Here is a 16,150-nt window from a genome sequence, read left to right on the forward strand (position 1 = left end):
TTATATCACCTCCACAATCACTTGATAATCTTTAAATTTTTGAATAATTTCATCATATGCTGCTTTATCTCCACCAAGAACATTCACAATCAATACACCAAACGAACTATCAATTGTATTCGTTAAATTCCCTGAAACAATACTAATCGATAAATCTGTTTCTTTAATAACCCGAGAAACAATTGGCTGTCTTGAAATATCTTCATCAAAAGTTAAACGTAATAAGATACCATCAGGATATATCAATTTTAAATCAGCATTTAATTTATCATCATCTACTTTACTAGAAATATCTCTTACAAAACGTTTAGTAATCATATGTTGAGGATGTTCAAAGATATCTTTCACATGTCCTTCCTCAACAACTGTTCCTTCACTCATAACCGCAATACGATGACAAATCTTTTGAACAACTTCCATTTGATGAGTTATCATCACAATGGTAATGTTTAATTGTTGATTGATTTTCTTTAATAAATCTAAGATTTGTTCTGTTGTATCAGGATCTAAGGCACTGGTTGCTTCATCACAAAGCAGGATTGTTGGATCATTAGCTAAAGCTCTAGCAATTCCAACACGTTGTTTTTGTCCACCTGATAATTCACTTGGATAAGCATTTTCACGTCCTTGTAAACCAACAAGTTCAATCAGCTGTTTCGCTTTTTTGATTCTTTCTTCTTTGTTGACACCAGCTATTTCTAAAGGGAGTTCAATATTCTTTTGAACTGTTCTTGACCACAACAAATTAAAATGTTGAAAGATCATTCCAATCTTTGTACGTTTTTGACGTAAATCCTGTGCACTTAAACGAGAAATATCAACACCATCAATAATCACTTCACCACTTGTTTGAGTTTCCAATTGATTAATAATTCTAACAAGGGTTGATTTCCCAGCTCCACTATAACCAATCACACCAAAGATTTCTCCATCTTGAATTGTCAAATTCACATCACGACAGGCTTCAATATCACCCTTTTGGGTATGAAAGACTTTATTAATATGCTTTAATTCAATCATAGCTTACCTCCTTATATAAATAAAAAAACTCGTCCATCTAAGGACGAGTTATATGACCCGTGTTACCACCTTAATTCATTGTTATATCACTATAACAACCTTTTCGAGTACCATCATACTCTAGTACAATAACGGGTACAACCGCCATTAGCTAAATATTCACTAATGAAACTCCAGAACCATCTTCACCTATTCTCCCTTGTTCTTTTCCACCACCCAAGAACTCTCTATAAAGTTGAAACAGACTACTCTTTCCTTCACTGTTGTTGATATTATATTAACGTGTCTATCAAAGATTGTCAAACATTTTTTAAAATTTTGTCATTATATAAAAGAATGATCAATTTGAATAACACAAAAATATGTTGGACTTAATTCTTTAACTTTCTTTTCAATAGCTTGTTTTAAATCCGTATGAGCAATTTGATCACCAGTAGGTAATAAAACATCAAAAATCAAGTTTGTATGTGTAGGTCCACTCACAATTCTAAAATCATGAATACTATATTGATGATTAATGTCATCAACAATCTCTTTGACTTTTTCTCTTAACTGATTGGTTAATTCATCATTCATATCAATAGGATCCATATGAATAGTTGTTAAAATATTAAACTTTTCTAATAGCTCTCTTTCAATCAAATCAATTTGATCATGAATATCCATAATATTATCACAACAATTCACTTCAGCATGAAACGTCATATATTTTCTACCCGGTCCATAATCATGCATCATAAAATCATGAATCCCAATAACTTTATCAAAAGACATAACATATTCATAAATCTCATCAACCAATTCTTTATCTGGTGCTTGTCCCAACAAAGGATCAACAGTATCTTTAAAAATATCAATTCCTGATTTTAAAACAAATAAAGATACAATAGCCCCAATGATTCCATCTAACGGTAAATCAGTGACTAAACTAAAACATAATGATAAAAGTGTTGCAAGGGTTGTCATAACATCATTTAAACTATCTTGAGCTGCTGCTTTGAGTGATGTTGATTGAATCAATTCCCCAGCCGTCTTATTAAATGAGGACATCCAAAACTTAACTAAGATAGAAACAACCAAAACAATCACAGCGGCAATTTGAAAATAAACTTTTTGTGGTTCAATAATTTTCATAACTGATTCTTTTAAAGATGAAAAAGCGACTAATAATATTAAAAAAGCAATGACTAATCCTGTAATATATTCATATCTTCCATGACCATAAGGATGATCAGCATCAGGATGTTTTCCAGCCATTTTAAAGCCAAATAACGTAGCAAGGTTACTTCCCATATCAGATAAGTTATTCAAACCATCGGCTTGAATAGCCACGGATTGTGTTAAAAAACCAAACAATAATTTAAAAACAACCATAAAACCATTACAGATAATAGATAAAATACTACAAAGGATTCCATATTTTTCTCTAACAATGGGTAAGGATGTTTCTTGATATTGAGGTATAAATTTTTTGACAATGAATTGAAACATAAAAAACTCCTTTCAAAAAGAATAGAGAGAACTCTATTCTAAAAAACATTACATATTTTCTTTAAATAAACATCGCGGCCATTTCTTTCAAGTAAACCTTGTTCTTCTAACTCTTGAATATAACCACTCATTTTCTCTTGATCAACCTTTTTATGAGCCAAATCTTTTAAGACTTCTATCATTTGTGGATGATCATCCTTGATAAAAGCTTTTCCATCTTTATCAAAAGATGGACTCTTAAGCATAACATTCAAACAAGCCACATAAGCCCACTTCACTTCTAAACGAACTAATTTATATTGCATTGTATCAAACAATGCACTAGGCATATAATATTCACCTTCATGATTCTTTAAATCTTCAATATCTTCTTTATTATAACAGATCATTTTATCCCTCCTATGAACGTACTTTCATTATAGCATATAATATCACTAATCTCTAACTCTTTTTGTGAAAGTCGAAACATCATCAAAACCAATTCTTTGATATTCTTTTAAAACATCTTCCACATGTTCACCAACTCGATCACTCGTATGCGAATCCGTGCCAACAGTTATGATTCTTCCACCCATTTGATAATATCTTTCTACTTGTTCAAAAGTCGGGAATCCACAAGTCTTTCTATCTTTATACCCAGAAGTATTCACTTCTATTCCTTTTCCTTTTTGAATCAATGTTTGAAAAATATCATCAATAATGCTTTGATATCTTTGATGATTGACTTGTTTATCAACATAAGGTCCATAACGACAAATATAATCCAGATGACCTAAACAATTAAAACAATCAAACTTTTGAACACATTCTAAGGTATTTTCAAAAAATTCTTGATGAGCTTCTTCTTTTGTTTTGCCTTTAAAAAAATCTGCTGGATCATAAAATTCACTTTGATGAATGACATGAATAGATCCAATAACATAATCATAATCATGAGCATTAACAAAAGCATTGATTTCATCATAGAACTCAACATCCAACCCCATCTCTAAACCAATCTTAATCTTGATTTGATTTGCAAATTCTTTTTGTAATTGTTTGAGTTCATGAAAATAACGATCAGCATCTAAATCAAAAGGACAATAAGGATAATGAAAATCTTTATGATCAGTAAAACAAATCTCATCCAAACCCTTGTTTATGGCTGCTAAAATATGTTCTCTAGGTGATGCTTCACTATCTGCTGAAAAGTGAGTATGCATATGATAATCTATTTTACGCATGATATCTACCTCCAATTTCTTCTTATTGTAACATTTTATTTTTCATCTGAAAAGATATTATCATATTCTTTGATTTTTTGCATAAGCCTTTTTATAATTAGCATAATAATTAAAGGAGGGGTTTTCATGAATGTATATCATCAGTTTCAAGAATTAGTTGGTCATACACCTATGATGCAGCTACATCGTATTCAAGAAAAAAATCAATTAAAAGCAAATCTTTTTGCAAAATTAGAATATTATAATCCAGCTGGAAGTATTAAAGATCGTGTTGCCAAACAAATGCTACTTGATGCTTTGGAAACTGGAAAATTAAAACCAGGCGCAACAATTATTGAACCAACGAGTGGAAATACTGGCATTGGGCTTTGTGCAATGGGGGCTTCTTTAGGTTTTCATGTGATGATTGTAATGCCCGAAACAATGAGTGAAGAACGTAAGAAATTAATGAAGGCTTTTGGTGCTGAGCTTGTTTTAACGCCTGGAAGTCAAGGGATGAGTGGAGCCATTGAAAAAGCTGAGCAATTAGCTCAAGAGATTCCTGATAGTTTTATTCCTGGACAATTTATCAATCCAAGTAATCCTAAAGCTCATTTATTATCTACTGGTCCAGAAATCGATGAACAGATGGATGGACATATCGATATTCTGGTAGCCGGAATTGGTACTGGCGGAACTATTAGTGGCATTGGGCAATATTTAAAAGCCAAACATCCGCAGATGAAAGTCATTGCGATTGAACCAGCAGATTCTCCTCTTATTTCTCAAGGAAAAGCTGGTCCTCATCAAATTCAAGGAATTGGCGCTAATTTTATTCCCGATATCCTTGATCAAGATATCTATGATGAAGTCAAAGTTGTCACAACTCATCAGGCATATCAAGGAGCAAGAGAGCTAGCTAAAAGTGAAGGTATCTTAGTTGGTATTTCTTCTGGAGCGGCTTTATATGTTGGCAAAACATTAGCCATGATGGATGAAAACAAAGATAAAAATATTGTTGTGATTCTTCCTGATGGTGGTGATCGTTATTTATCAACAGATTTATTTTAAGGAGTTTTTACTCCTTTTTTTTACAAAAAAAGGAATACCATCGTATCCCTTATAAAATATGTTCTTGAATAAATTTACCAATTCCATCATGATTATTATCATCCGTGATATAATCAGCAACACTCTTTGTTTTATCACTACCATTTGCCATAGCAACACCAACACCAGCATTAAGTGTCATATCATAATCATTATCTGCATCTCCAAATGTACATAATTGTTCCATTGTCAAACCATGCATTTTCATAACTTCTTCTAAACCATGTGTTTTTGTCACTCTTGGATCCATATATTCATATAAAACACTTGCCGTTTTTAATGAAGATGATTTGAATTTATCATTTGAGAATGTTTGACTTCTTTCAATGACTTTATCCATATAATCCTCATCACAAACAATAATTAATTTTGGTTTAGGTTCTTTTAAGAATTCATCAAAATCAGTAACTTGATAAGGAACTTTATCAGCAGTTGCCAGCATTTGAATATGACGATCATCTTTTGGAGCAAATAAGATACCATCATAAGGAATTGCAAAGTTTAAATCCATTCCTTCATAATGTTTCATAATATCTTTAATTAATTCTCCATCTAATGGATAACTTGATTTTTCAACATTTAAAACATAATCATAAATTTCAGCTCCACCTGTTCCAACAATCGAATCAACTAAACCTTCAATACCCCATTCTTTTAATAATGTTTGAACACTATTCACATCACGACCCGTTGATAAACCAAATAAAATTCCTTTTTCTCTTGCTGCTTTAATCATTTCAATTGTAAATGGTGAAACAACTTGTTCACTTGTTAGTAATGTCCCATCCACATCACACATAATTGCTTTAATATCCATTTTCTTTCCCTCCTATGTTCCTATCATATAACAAAAGAATATACTCACTCAATTCAATCATTATAAATTGAAAAAATATTACGTTTTTTTTATTTATAAATCAGTAAAAAAATAATTTTTTATCATTTTTCACTATTTTCTCTGATGACTTGATAGTATTCTAATTTCTTTTGTAAGAAATAATCATAATCTAATTCAAAATAACAAGTATATAAAACATCTAATATATAAAGTAAAGAAAGTCTTGTTGAATAAGATGATATTTTATGATAATGATCTTCATGTGAACTCATAAATAATTGATAGTCAATATGCGTATTAATAGGATGATATTCAGTTGAAGATATTAATAAAATTGGTGTTTTATTTTGATTTAATATAGCAGGTAAAATAGGTGATAAGATACCTCTCCCGCCAAAGGAAATAATAATAGCAAAATGAGTCTTATCACTTGATGAAGCACTTAAACGTTGACGATACTCATCAATTGGCACATTGACAATAACCCCGATTTCTTGCATTTGAAATTGAAAGTTTAAGGCAAAAGGAACATTCCCTGCAGATGTATAAATATCTATAAATTTAGCTTTTTTCATAGCATTTACAGCATGTTTTAATTGATCTAATTGAAATAGTTCAAATGTTGAATCAATTGTTTGTTTATAATCAGCTTTTAAATTATTCATCATTTCAAAATGAGTTTGATTTTGTTGAATTGGAAAATTAAAATCAATATTTTCATTTTCTTTTAAATAGCTTTCTATTGAACCAGATATCCTGACTTTTAATTCAGATAAACCTGATAAATTTAATTTCTCACATAATCTATAGATACTAGATGTTGAAACATAACATTCTTGACTGATTTGTTTTGTATTCATCTCTAAGAACTGTTGAGGATGTTTTAAAATAAATTCTACGATAGCTTTTTCACTATTGGTTAAATCTTTTGTCACTTTTAATAATGCAAATATATTCATGATTTTCACCTCTTGGTTCTATTTTAACATTAAAACCAAAAGAAAAAAATGCTATAAAAGCATTTATTTCATAAAAGGTGCATATTCTAAACGAATAAAATATCCTTGATCATGTTGACATACTGGACATTTTTCTGGAACTTGAGTTCCTTCAAAAATAAACCCACAATTTAAACATGTCCATTGAACCGATGAAGAAGAATGATAAAGTTCATTGTTTTCCATCCAAGTTGCTAGTTGTCCAAAACGATCACCATGTGTTTTTTCAATTTCCGCAATGTTTTGAAAATCTTGAGCAACTTTTAAGAATCCTTCCTGCGAAGCGACTTCAGCAAATTTTTGATAAACATCTTCATATTCTTCATATTCATTATGCTTTGCATAATCTAATAAAGTTTTCACATCTTTAGAAATATCAATAGGATATCCACCATCAATAAAAATTGTTTCACCAGCCATAGCCTCTAAATGATTATAAAAGATTTCAGCATGTTCTTTTTCTTGACTAGCTGTAAATAAAAACACATCACCTATCATATGATGCCCTTGTTTAATGGCTTCACCAGCAGCAAATGTATAACGATTTCTCGCTTGGGATTCACCTGCAAAAGCACGCATTAAATTTTCTTTTGTTTGACTTTCTTCAAATTTCATCTGATAAATCCTCCTTTAACATTTGTAGTATAAACAATAAAAAAAGAATTATTCGTTCGATTGAACAAAATAATTCGCTTTTATAATAAACCTTATGAAATTGAATCATAATATTGTTTTTCCTTATGATTAATCAAAAAAACAATAATGATAATACATATAACAGGTTCCCCAATCATTAATGTCATAGCATTGAAGAAATTACAACAAATAGCACTCTTACAAATCATTTCTATAAGCGGAAAAATTGTTCCATAATGAATAAATACCGATATGATTAATAATCCCATCAATAACAGCGTATATTTTATAACTATATTTTTCATTAATATTCGCCTCTTTGATGAAAATCTTTTTTATTACCAGCGATTTGATGACGTTCAGATAATTTCTTTTCAATATCCTCAACTTGAATACCTTGTTGAAACATCAATACAAACGTATGGTAAAACAAATCACTAATTTCTCCGATTAATTCTTCTTTATCATTATTTTTAGCAGCAATAATGGTTTCACTTGCTTCCTCACCAACTTTTTTACAAATCTTATCAACCCCTTGATCTAATAAATAATTGGTATATGATTTTTCAATAGGATGAACATGACGATCAGCAATCACATCATATAAATCATGAAAAATATTTTGTGAAAAATGATAAGGCAACACTTCATTAAAGAAACAAGAATAACATCCTGTATGACAAGCAGCTCCAATTTGTTCAACATAAATCAATAATGTATCCTCATCACAATCTAAATACATACCTTTAATATATTGAAAATGTCCTGATGTTTCTCCTTTATGCCATAATTCACCACGTGAGCGTGAATAATAATAAGTTTCTTTTGTTTTAAGCATTCTTTCATAAGCTTCTTCATTAACATAAGCTAACATTAATACTTGTTTTGTTTGATAGTCCTGAACAATCGCAGGAACTAATCCATTTCCTTTTTCAAAATCCGGTCTCATATATTTCTCCTTACTGGTATATTATGTTTTACACATTCTTCTTTGACTTGATCAATTGTTGCTTCACCATAATGGAACAATGAAGCCGCTAAAGCCCCATCACAATTGGTCTTTTCAAAAACTTCAACAATATCTTCTTTGTCGCCACATCCCCCACTTGCGATAACAGGGATAGACACAGCATCAATTACAGCTTTTAACATTTCAATATCAAAGCCATCGCGTGTTCCATCACGATCCATTGAAGTCAATAAAATTTCACCGGCTCCTAAAGCTTCACATTGTTTAACCCATTCAATAAGATCTAAACCAGTGTTCTCTCTCCCACCAGCAATATACACATCATAGCCACTCTTATCAGCTCTTTTTTTAGCGTCCACAGCGACAACCACACATTGAACTCCAAATTCATCAGAAGCTTCTTTAATCAATTGAGGATTCTTAATCGCTGCTGAATTGACAGAAACTTTATCAGCACCACTTGATAAAATCATACGAAAATCATCAATTGTACGGATACCTCCCCCAACTGTCAAAGGAATAGATAATTCACTTGCCCCTCTTTGAATCAAATCCTTAATAATATCACGCTTTTCATAAGTTGCAGTAATATCCAAAAAGACCACTTCATCAGCACATTGTTGATCATAACGTTTGGCAATTTCAATTGGATCACCAACATCCTGTAAACCAACAAAATTCACACCCTTAACAACTTTACCATCTTTAATATCTAAACATGGGATGATTCTTTTTGCAAGCATGATATCACCTCTTTCAAATCAATTTTTCCTTCATAATAAGCCTTACCAACAATACATCCATAATAACCTAATGCATTCACACGATAAATATCGTCAGCATCTTTAATTCCACCAGAAACAACAAACTTGATTGAACTATGTTCAAAAATATCTTGATACAAATCATAGGATGGTCCACTCAATGTTCCATCTTTAGATATATCTGTACAAACAATATATTGAACTCCGATATTTTCAAGTTCCTTTAAAAAATCTAAATAATGTGTCTTGGTTTGAACAAGCCATCCTGAAGTTGCAACATAACCATCTTTGACATCAACACCTACAACAATTCGTTCTGATCCATATTTTTGAATAGCAGTTTTTAAAAATTCGGGATTTTCAATGGCTGCGGTTCCTAAAATCACACGATCAATTCCAATTTGATCTAAATAAAGATCAACGGTTTGCATATCACGGATTCCTCCACCAAGTTCCATAGGTATGGATAAAACATTTCTGATTTTTTGAATCGTTTCAAGATTAGTTGTTGTACCTTCCTTTGCGCCATCTAAATCAACAACATGGAGATAATCAGCACCCATTTTTTCAAAGTTTAAAGCAATATCTTCAGGTGAAGAAGAATAAATTGTCTTTTGTAAATAATCTCCTTTATACAAACGGACCGCTTGTCCATCTTTTAAATCTATAGCTGGTATTAAAATCATTGAATCATCTCCTTAAAGGCAAGTAGAATTTGTTTTCCGACTTCACCACTTTTTTCAGGATGGAACTGACATCCCATCACATTATCTTTAGCTACAATAGCAGTGATTTTTGAATCACCATACTCACAATAAGCCACAAGTTCTTTCTCACAAGGATAAGCCATATATGAATGAACAAAATAAACATAATCTTTTTCTTTTATATTTTTAAGTAAAGGATGTTTTTTGGCAAAACACAGTTCATTCCATCCCATATGAGGAATTTTCGCATTGACCTGCATTAACTTCACTTCACCCTTTAAAAAACCTAATCCTTTCGTCAATTTCACTTCTTGACCTTGTTCAAAAAGAATCTGCATTCCTAAACAAATCCCTAAAATAGGAACACCAGCTGCCTTTCTTTCTTTTAAAATATCAATCAAATCATACTTTTTAAGATTTTCCATAGCAACTGGGAAAGTCCCAACTCCTGGTAATACAATCCCATCGGCTTGAGAGATGACATCATGATCACGACTTACTATAGTCTTTACCCCAATACGCTCAAAAGCATTTTGAACACTTTTCAGATTTCCTATATTATAATCAATAATAACAACCATACTCATCCCTCCTTTATAAAAGACCTTTGGATGAAACAATCAGATCTTTATTTTTTTCATCAATCATGACTGCTTGCTTTAATGCTCTAGCAAAGCTTTTAAACATTGCTTCAATAATATGATGAGTATTTTCACCATAGGATTCATTGATATGAAGTGTCATCAAAGCATGATCACTCACAGCTTTAAAAAATTCCTTAGTCATTTCTGTCTCATAGTTACCAAGCATCATCATAGGAAGTGTTGCATGATAAACAAGATAAGGTCGACCACTTAAATCAAGAGTTGTAGTGACTAAAGCTTCATCCATTGGAATAGTCATTTGTCCATAGCGCATAATTCCTTTTTTATCACCTAAAGCTTGTAATAGACAATCTCCAAAAACAATTCCTAAATCTTCAATAGTATGATGACTATCAACTTTTAAATCACCAACACATTTCACTTTTATATCAAATACACTATGAAAAGCTAGTAATTCAAACATGTGGTCCATAAAACCAACCCCTGTATCAATCTCAGCTTGACCACGACCATCAAGATTTAACTCCATAACAATCTTTGTTTCTTTGGTTTCTCGATTGATTGAACTTGTACGCATCTTACTCCTCCTCAAATCTGACTGCTACACTATTGGCATGTGCATCAAGACCTTCTAATTTTGCAAACTTCACAACATCATCTTTAAATGTTGATAAAACTTGTTTTGGATAATAACTATATGACGAATATTTAACAAAATCATAAACTCCTAAAGCACTATAGAATTTAGCTGTTCCTCCAGTTGGTAAAACATGGTTTGTTCCTGACATATAATCACCTAATGGTTCTGGAGTATATTCACCTAAAAAGATAGAGCCAGCATTATGAATAAGCGGTAAAGTATTGAGTGGATTTTCAACCAAGACTTCTAAATGTTCTGGTGCTAGATAATTAGAAACTTCAAAAGCTTCTTCAATACTGTCTACCAAAATCGCTCCCCCATAATTGGCAAGGGATTCTTCAATAATTTCTGTTCTTGATAAATAAGCCATTTGTCTTTGTAACTCTTGATTCACCTCATCCACCAATGCAGGACATGTTGTAACTAAAATGGCACTAGCTAACTTATCATGTTCAGCTTGACTCATTAAATCAGCAGCAATATATTTTGGATTGGCCTTTTCATCAGCAACAATCAAAATTTCACTAGGACCTGCCACCATATCAATATCTACCATGCCATAACAATTCTTTTTTGCTGTCGCAACATAAATATTTCCTGGTCCTACAATTTTATCAACTTTTGGAATCGTATTTGTTCCAACTGCCACAGCAGCAACCCCTTGTGCTCCACCAACTTTATAAATTGTTTCAATTCCACAAACATAAGCCGCCGCTAAAATTGTTGGATTCACTTTTCCATCTTCTTTGACTGGTGTGATAATCACCAAATTTTTAACCCCTGCAAGTTTAGCAGGAATGGCATTCATCATGACTGTAGAAGGATAAGTTGCCGTTCCTCCAGGTACATATAAAGCAATATTTTCTAAACCTCTAACAATTTGTCCCATCATAACTCCGTTTTCTTTATAAACTGACCATGATTTATCAACCTGATGTTTATGAAAATCTGTAATTTGTTGTTTTGTACGCTCTAAGATACGCATAAAATCTTTACCAACTTCAGATACTCCTTCTAAAATTTCTTTCTTTGTCACAATCAATTCCTTTGGATCTTCAATCATGAACCCATCAAATTTACGACAATATTTCATCAAGGCCTTATCCCCATTTTTTTTCACATCATCAATAATACTATCAACAGCTTCACTGACTTGTTTTGAAATATCAGCTTTACGTGATGAAAATTTTGCAGCAATATCTTCATAATTTCCTTTAAAATCTAATGTCTTTAACATCTTTTATTCCTCCCCATTTAATCGATCTATCATTTTAAAAATTTCATCTTTTTTAAATTTTAAACTCACTTTATTCACAATCATTTTGGTTGAAATATCACTAATCTTTTCAATCACTTCCAACCCATTGGCTTTCAGTGTTGAACCTGTCTCAACAATATCAACAATCGCATCACTCAATCCAACTACTGGTCCTAATTCCACTGAACCTTCAAGTTTAATAATTTCCACATCTTCTTGTTTAGAATTAAAATATTCTTTTGCGACTTTTGTATATTTTGAAGCAATGCGTTTACGACGATGGAACTCTTTAGTTTTATATTCTGGATAGGCTGCCACAGCAAAATAACACTTTCCAATATTTAAATCCAACATATCATAATAATCATGAAAATCACTTTCATCTAAAGTATCCTGTCCAACAAAACCAATATCTACAATCCCATGTTCTAAGAAAGTCAAAACATCATTGGCTTTGCCAAAAATCATTGATAAACCATCATTTGTTTCAATCAATAATTCACGATCTTTATGAATAATGGGATCCATATCATAACCACGACTTTGTAAAAGCTGACAAACTTGTTTTTCAATACGTCCTTTAGTAATTGCAATTTTAATCATGACTTTCACCTTCCTTTTCTAAAGCATTTAAAATATGACTTAAATCATAACTAAATCCAATGGCTGGAACATCCTTATGAAAATGATTCATTAAACGATCATATCTTCCCCCATTGATAATTGTTTCAGCACTATAAGGTGAATATCCTTTAATCATAATTCCAGTATAATATTTCATACTTGGTGTCATTGCTAAATCAAAACTAAAGACATCTTTGTTATTGAGATGATTATATAGATTTTCTAATTCTTTAAGTGCAGCTTTGAGTTCTTCATCTTGAATAATAGCAATCATCTTTTTTAGGATATCAATATCTCCAAAACATCTTGGTAATTGAATCAATAAATCTTTCAGTGGACTTTGAATCTGTTTTTTCTCAATCAATTTTTTGATTGCTGAAAGATCACGCTTTTTTAAGATATCAACAAACGATTCATCATCAACCAACTTTAAAAGCCGATGATAAAACTTGGCTGAACTCATTTCAATCTTGATATCTTTTAACTGTAAAGAAGATAAAGTCTCTTGAATCACTTGTAAACACTCAATATCGCCTTCATAACCAGCTTTCCCTAATAACTCAACACCAGCCTGAAAAAATTCACTACTTCTTCCTTTATGACGTTTTTCTTTACGATAAACTTTTCCAAAATAACAATATCTTTTTTCACCTTGTTCTTTTTTACTACTATATAAACGAGCAAGTGGAACAGTAAAGTCTGTACGTAAAGCCACTCTCTTGCCTTCATAATTAATATATTGGAACATCTTTTCTTCTTCAATGCCTATATCCATATCATTGTATAAATCAACATATTCAAATGATGGCATCAAAACCTCTAAATACCCATTTTTAACAAAAACCTGTCTCAAATCATTTTCAATTGTTCTTAAAGTTGCGACATTATCCATAATCGCATCAATACTTTCTTCTGGTATCAAATATTTAAATTCTTCCATATTTCCCCTCCTATAAAAAAAGACGAGTCCCAATGACTCGTCAATATCTTTAAGTCATTAGATACACCCATTTATGTATATGCAAAATGGGCTGTATCAATCACTCGATATAACCCTACTTGTACCAATGATGGTGATGTAATTTTGATTTTAAAATTGTATTTTTCATAAATACCACCTCATTTTTTACCATTTTAACATATTTTCAAATATAATAAAAGAACTTTTTAAAAAAGTTCTTATTATTCTTCACGATGAAAACAAACCAGTGATTTCTCATCAACTCCAATATCATCAGCAATCACATGACACTTTACCATCAATAAGAAATAAATATTTTTTACTTCCTCACTTAAACTCTCATAATTAGCTTGTCCTTTAGCAATAATCACATCCGCTTGATGATAAATATCTAAAAACTTGGGACTCACACGATGTAAAATAGTCCCCAAAGAATAATCTCCATTATCAATAATCGTTGCATAACGATCCATATGTACATAATAAGCATCTTCTAATATCGAATCATTAACAACAGCTTCTCCCCTAGTCGCAAAATATATCATTAAATCAGGATACATCTGTTTTATTTTTTCAATCAATAAATAATCCAAACAAATTTCTCCACAATTATCTCCTAAATATAATAATGTTTTGGCATTCTTTAAATCATCTTTTAATTTTTCAATATCATTTAAAGTCAGTCTTTGGTTTTCAATATTTTTAAAATATTTCATAACATCATTGATATCATGATTATGCATAGGACTAAAATCAATGATATTTCCAATAATTGCATAACGAATAGCCATTTCAAAAAAATCATCTGCTTTTTCTATTAAGTCACGGAAATAATCTTGTTGTTGTAAAAACAAATCATTATAATAACGTCTGATTTCTTTATAAGGATCGTTATTATGAATATGTTTCTTTAGCATCTGAAATGTTTGTCCAATAATTTCTGGATTGGTTAATTCAAAATCTAAAGAACTTAAATAATCAAAAACTTGATGATAAAGTTCTTCTTTATTTTGTGCATGACTCATATGAGCAACTTTCACAACTTGATTAACCAAACAAGGCAAACAGTAATCTCTTATTTTCATATACTCATTCCTCTCTTTCATTAACTATTCTAGCATTATATTTTAATAAAATATTGATATTTCCATATTATGGAAGCCTATGTTCTTGTAATTCCAATAAAACAACATCATTAAAACATTGCAAAGAATAATGATAAAGTTGATTCTTGATAGGAATATGGATAATCCTATCAAGATATGAAAAATGAGAAAGTTTCTTATTATTTGTAACTACATAAATTTTAGCTCGACTCTTTTTTAAAGCAGTTAAAGTTTGATAATAACGAGAATAACAATTATCAGTCACATATTCTCCTGATATTGAATAAATAACAATAAGAGTTTGATCATCAGCATTCTCAATAAAAGAAAGTTGATCAATAAAATGTGAGAATGAATATGTCATAATTCCCTTCATTGCTAAATCATAATGCAAATTTTTAACCATATTTTCACTATTTAAAATGCCAAACATTCCAATCTTAGGAAATGAAAGTAAATCATGAATAAATTCATCTAACATATCAAAAGAAAAATGTTCAAAAAAGTATTGTATTTCTTCCTGAACATATTTTTGATAAGTTGAAACTTCCATTTGATTGTCTTTTTGTAACAATGAATGTCTTTGACTATGTCCATGAACATTTAATGATTCCTTGAAATCAGAAAACGACTGAAAACCAATATGCTTAATAAATCGACTTACCTGTGAAATAGAGACACTTGCTGATTTAGCTAATTGATTAATTGAATAAAGACTGACTTGATTTATATTTTTTACTATATATTCACCAATACATCGATCAACTACCGAAATATGCGGATCATTAATATAATCTAGTAATGTCATCAATACTAAATTCATGTCATCTATGCCTTATTAAATGAATTATAATATTTTAAAAATTCATCACTATCAAAAACATAAACATGACTATCATGGGTATGATGAATAACAAGATGATGTTTTGATTTCTTTTCAATTGATTGAATATCTTTGTATTCAATTATTGTTGGAAGCATAGCAGCAACTTTCCATTCATAAATCATCATTACATCATCAAATAAAACCATCTTATATCTTCCTAATAATAAAAACAAAGCAATTAATGCTAACATAAAAGCACCAATCATTTGTGGTTTATGTCCATTCATTGCTGAATAGACTCCAATTCCAATAAATGCTATAAACATCATCAAACATACAATAAACATACGATATTCTTTAAATCTTTTTTTCATTTCTATCACCTTTTTTAAGT

General features: G+C 30.8%; 20 protein-coding genes and 1 other annotated feature. Of the genes, 1 reads left to right on the plus strand and 19 read right to left on the minus strand.

Annotated elements, in window-relative coordinates; all coding sequences use genetic code 11:
- From EDD60_RS03175 to EDD60_RS03195, 4 genes are all read right to left on the minus strand, one after another.
- On the minus strand, positions 1-1,020 hold the full coding sequence (locus EDD60_RS03175) for a methionine ABC transporter ATP-binding protein (RefSeq protein WP_066443684.1): 1,020 nt from the start codon (positions 1,018-1,020) through the stop codon (positions 1-3).
- A gap of 36 nt (positions 1,021-1,056) precedes the next feature.
- Positions 1,057-1,290 (minus strand) — a binding site (T-box leader).
- A 54-nt stretch (positions 1,291-1,344) separates the two neighbouring features.
- Positions 1,345-2,511, minus strand: a complete 1,167-nt coding sequence (locus tag EDD60_RS03185) for a cation diffusion facilitator family transporter (protein ID WP_066443681.1) — start codon at positions 2,509-2,511, stop codon at positions 1,345-1,347.
- 38 nt (positions 2,512-2,549) lie between these two features.
- Positions 2,550-2,900 (minus strand): hypothetical protein, encoded by a 351-nt coding sequence (locus EDD60_RS03190; RefSeq protein ID WP_066443678.1) that lies wholly within the window; start codon positions 2,898-2,900, stop codon positions 2,550-2,552.
- A 45-nt stretch (positions 2,901-2,945) separates the two neighbouring features.
- The gene (locus EDD60_RS03195; RefSeq protein ID WP_132226209.1) at positions 2,946-3,734 is read right to left on the minus strand and encodes a histidinol-phosphatase HisJ family protein; all 789 of its coding nucleotides are present in this window, start codon (positions 3,732-3,734) and stop codon (positions 2,946-2,948) included.
- A gap of 126 nt (positions 3,735-3,860) precedes the next feature.
- Here EDD60_RS03195 and cysK point away from each other — a divergent pair, with 126 nt between their 5' ends.
- Entirely contained in the window at positions 3,861-4,784 is a 924-nt protein-coding gene (gene cysK, locus EDD60_RS03200; RefSeq protein ID WP_066443674.1) for a cysteine synthase A, read from the plus strand.
- Between the two features lie 49 nt (positions 4,785-4,833).
- Here the strand turns inward: cysK and EDD60_RS03205 are convergent, their stop codons facing one another.
- The 15 genes from EDD60_RS03205 to EDD60_RS03275 all read right to left on the minus strand — a co-directional run bounded on the left by EDD60_RS03205 (position 4,834) and on the right by EDD60_RS03275 (position 16,130).
- On the minus strand, positions 4,834-5,640 hold the full coding sequence (locus EDD60_RS03205; RefSeq protein WP_066443672.1) for an HAD family hydrolase: 807 nt from the start codon (positions 5,638-5,640) through the stop codon (positions 4,834-4,836).
- Between the two features lie 122 nt (positions 5,641-5,762).
- Positions 5,763-6,620 (minus strand): MurR/RpiR family transcriptional regulator, encoded by an 858-nt coding sequence (locus EDD60_RS03210; protein WP_066443670.1) that lies wholly within the window; start codon positions 6,618-6,620, stop codon positions 5,763-5,765.
- A 63-nt stretch (positions 6,621-6,683) separates the two neighbouring features.
- Entirely contained in the window at positions 6,684-7,274 is a 591-nt protein-coding gene (gene rbr / locus EDD60_RS03215) for a rubrerythrin (RefSeq protein ID WP_066443668.1), read from the minus strand.
- Positions 7,275-7,366: 92 nt separating this feature from the next.
- Positions 7,367-7,600, minus strand: a complete 234-nt coding sequence (locus EDD60_RS03220) for a hypothetical protein (protein WP_066443666.1) — start codon at positions 7,598-7,600, stop codon at positions 7,367-7,369.
- Entirely contained in the window at positions 7,600-8,244 is a 645-nt protein-coding gene (gene hisIE, locus EDD60_RS03225; protein WP_066443664.1) for a bifunctional phosphoribosyl-AMP cyclohydrolase/phosphoribosyl-ATP diphosphatase HisIE, read from the minus strand. Before hisIE ends, EDD60_RS03220 begins: the two co-directional genes overlap by 1 nt.
- Positions 8,241-9,008: an imidazole glycerol phosphate synthase subunit HisF gene (gene hisF / locus EDD60_RS03230; protein ID WP_066443662.1), complete on the minus strand. Its 768-nt coding sequence runs from the start codon at positions 9,006-9,008 to the stop codon at positions 8,241-8,243. The genes hisIE and hisF overlap by 4 nt, the downstream gene beginning before the upstream one ends.
- A complete protein-coding gene (gene hisA / locus EDD60_RS03235) occupies positions 8,978-9,715 on the minus strand; it encodes a 1-(5-phosphoribosyl)-5-[(5-phosphoribosylamino)methylideneamino]imidazole-4-carboxamide isomerase (protein ID WP_066443661.1) in 738 nt (245 codons plus the stop codon). Before hisA ends, hisF begins: the two co-directional genes overlap by 31 nt.
- Positions 9,712-10,317, minus strand: a complete 606-nt coding sequence (hisH, locus tag EDD60_RS03240; protein ID WP_066443659.1) for an imidazole glycerol phosphate synthase subunit HisH — start codon at positions 10,315-10,317, stop codon at positions 9,712-9,714. The genes hisA and hisH overlap by 4 nt, the downstream gene beginning before the upstream one ends.
- A 13-nt stretch (positions 10,318-10,330) precedes the next feature.
- Positions 10,331-10,918 carry an imidazoleglycerol-phosphate dehydratase HisB gene (gene hisB / locus EDD60_RS03245; protein ID WP_066443656.1) on the minus strand — a complete coding sequence of 196 codons (588 nt, stop codon included), beginning with the start codon at positions 10,916-10,918 and terminating at the stop codon, positions 10,331-10,333.
- Between the two features lies 1 nt (position 10,919).
- Positions 10,920-12,218 carry a histidinol dehydrogenase gene (hisD, locus tag EDD60_RS03250; protein ID WP_066443654.1) on the minus strand — a complete coding sequence of 433 codons (1,299 nt, stop codon included), beginning with the start codon at positions 12,216-12,218 and terminating at the stop codon, positions 10,920-10,922.
- A gap of 3 nt (positions 12,219-12,221) precedes the next feature.
- On the minus strand, positions 12,222-12,842 hold the full coding sequence (gene hisG, locus EDD60_RS03255) for an ATP phosphoribosyltransferase (protein WP_066443652.1): 621 nt from the start codon (positions 12,840-12,842) through the stop codon (positions 12,222-12,224).
- Positions 12,835-13,803: an ATP phosphoribosyltransferase regulatory subunit gene (locus EDD60_RS03260; RefSeq protein WP_066443649.1), complete on the minus strand. Its 969-nt coding sequence runs from the start codon at positions 13,801-13,803 to the stop codon at positions 12,835-12,837. The genes hisG and EDD60_RS03260 overlap by 8 nt, the downstream gene beginning before the upstream one ends.
- A gap of 242 nt (positions 13,804-14,045) precedes the next feature.
- Entirely contained in the window at positions 14,046-14,909 is an 864-nt protein-coding gene (locus EDD60_RS03265; protein ID WP_066443646.1) for a damage-control phosphatase ARMT1 family protein, read from the minus strand.
- 67 nt (positions 14,910-14,976) lie between these two features.
- The gene (locus EDD60_RS03270; RefSeq protein WP_066443643.1) at positions 14,977-15,753 is read right to left on the minus strand and encodes a MurR/RpiR family transcriptional regulator; all 777 of its coding nucleotides are present in this window, start codon (positions 15,751-15,753) and stop codon (positions 14,977-14,979) included.
- Positions 15,754-15,758: 5 nt separating this feature from the next.
- Positions 15,759-16,130, minus strand: a complete 372-nt coding sequence (locus EDD60_RS03275) for a hypothetical protein (protein WP_066443640.1) — start codon at positions 16,128-16,130, stop codon at positions 15,759-15,761.
- Between the last annotated feature and the right edge of the window lie 20 nt (positions 16,131-16,150).

The sequence above is a fragment of the Longibaculum muris genome, from assembly GCF_004343035.1.
Taxonomy (GTDB): domain Bacteria; phylum Bacillota_I; class Bacilli_A; order Erysipelotrichales; family Coprobacillaceae; genus Longibaculum; species Longibaculum muris.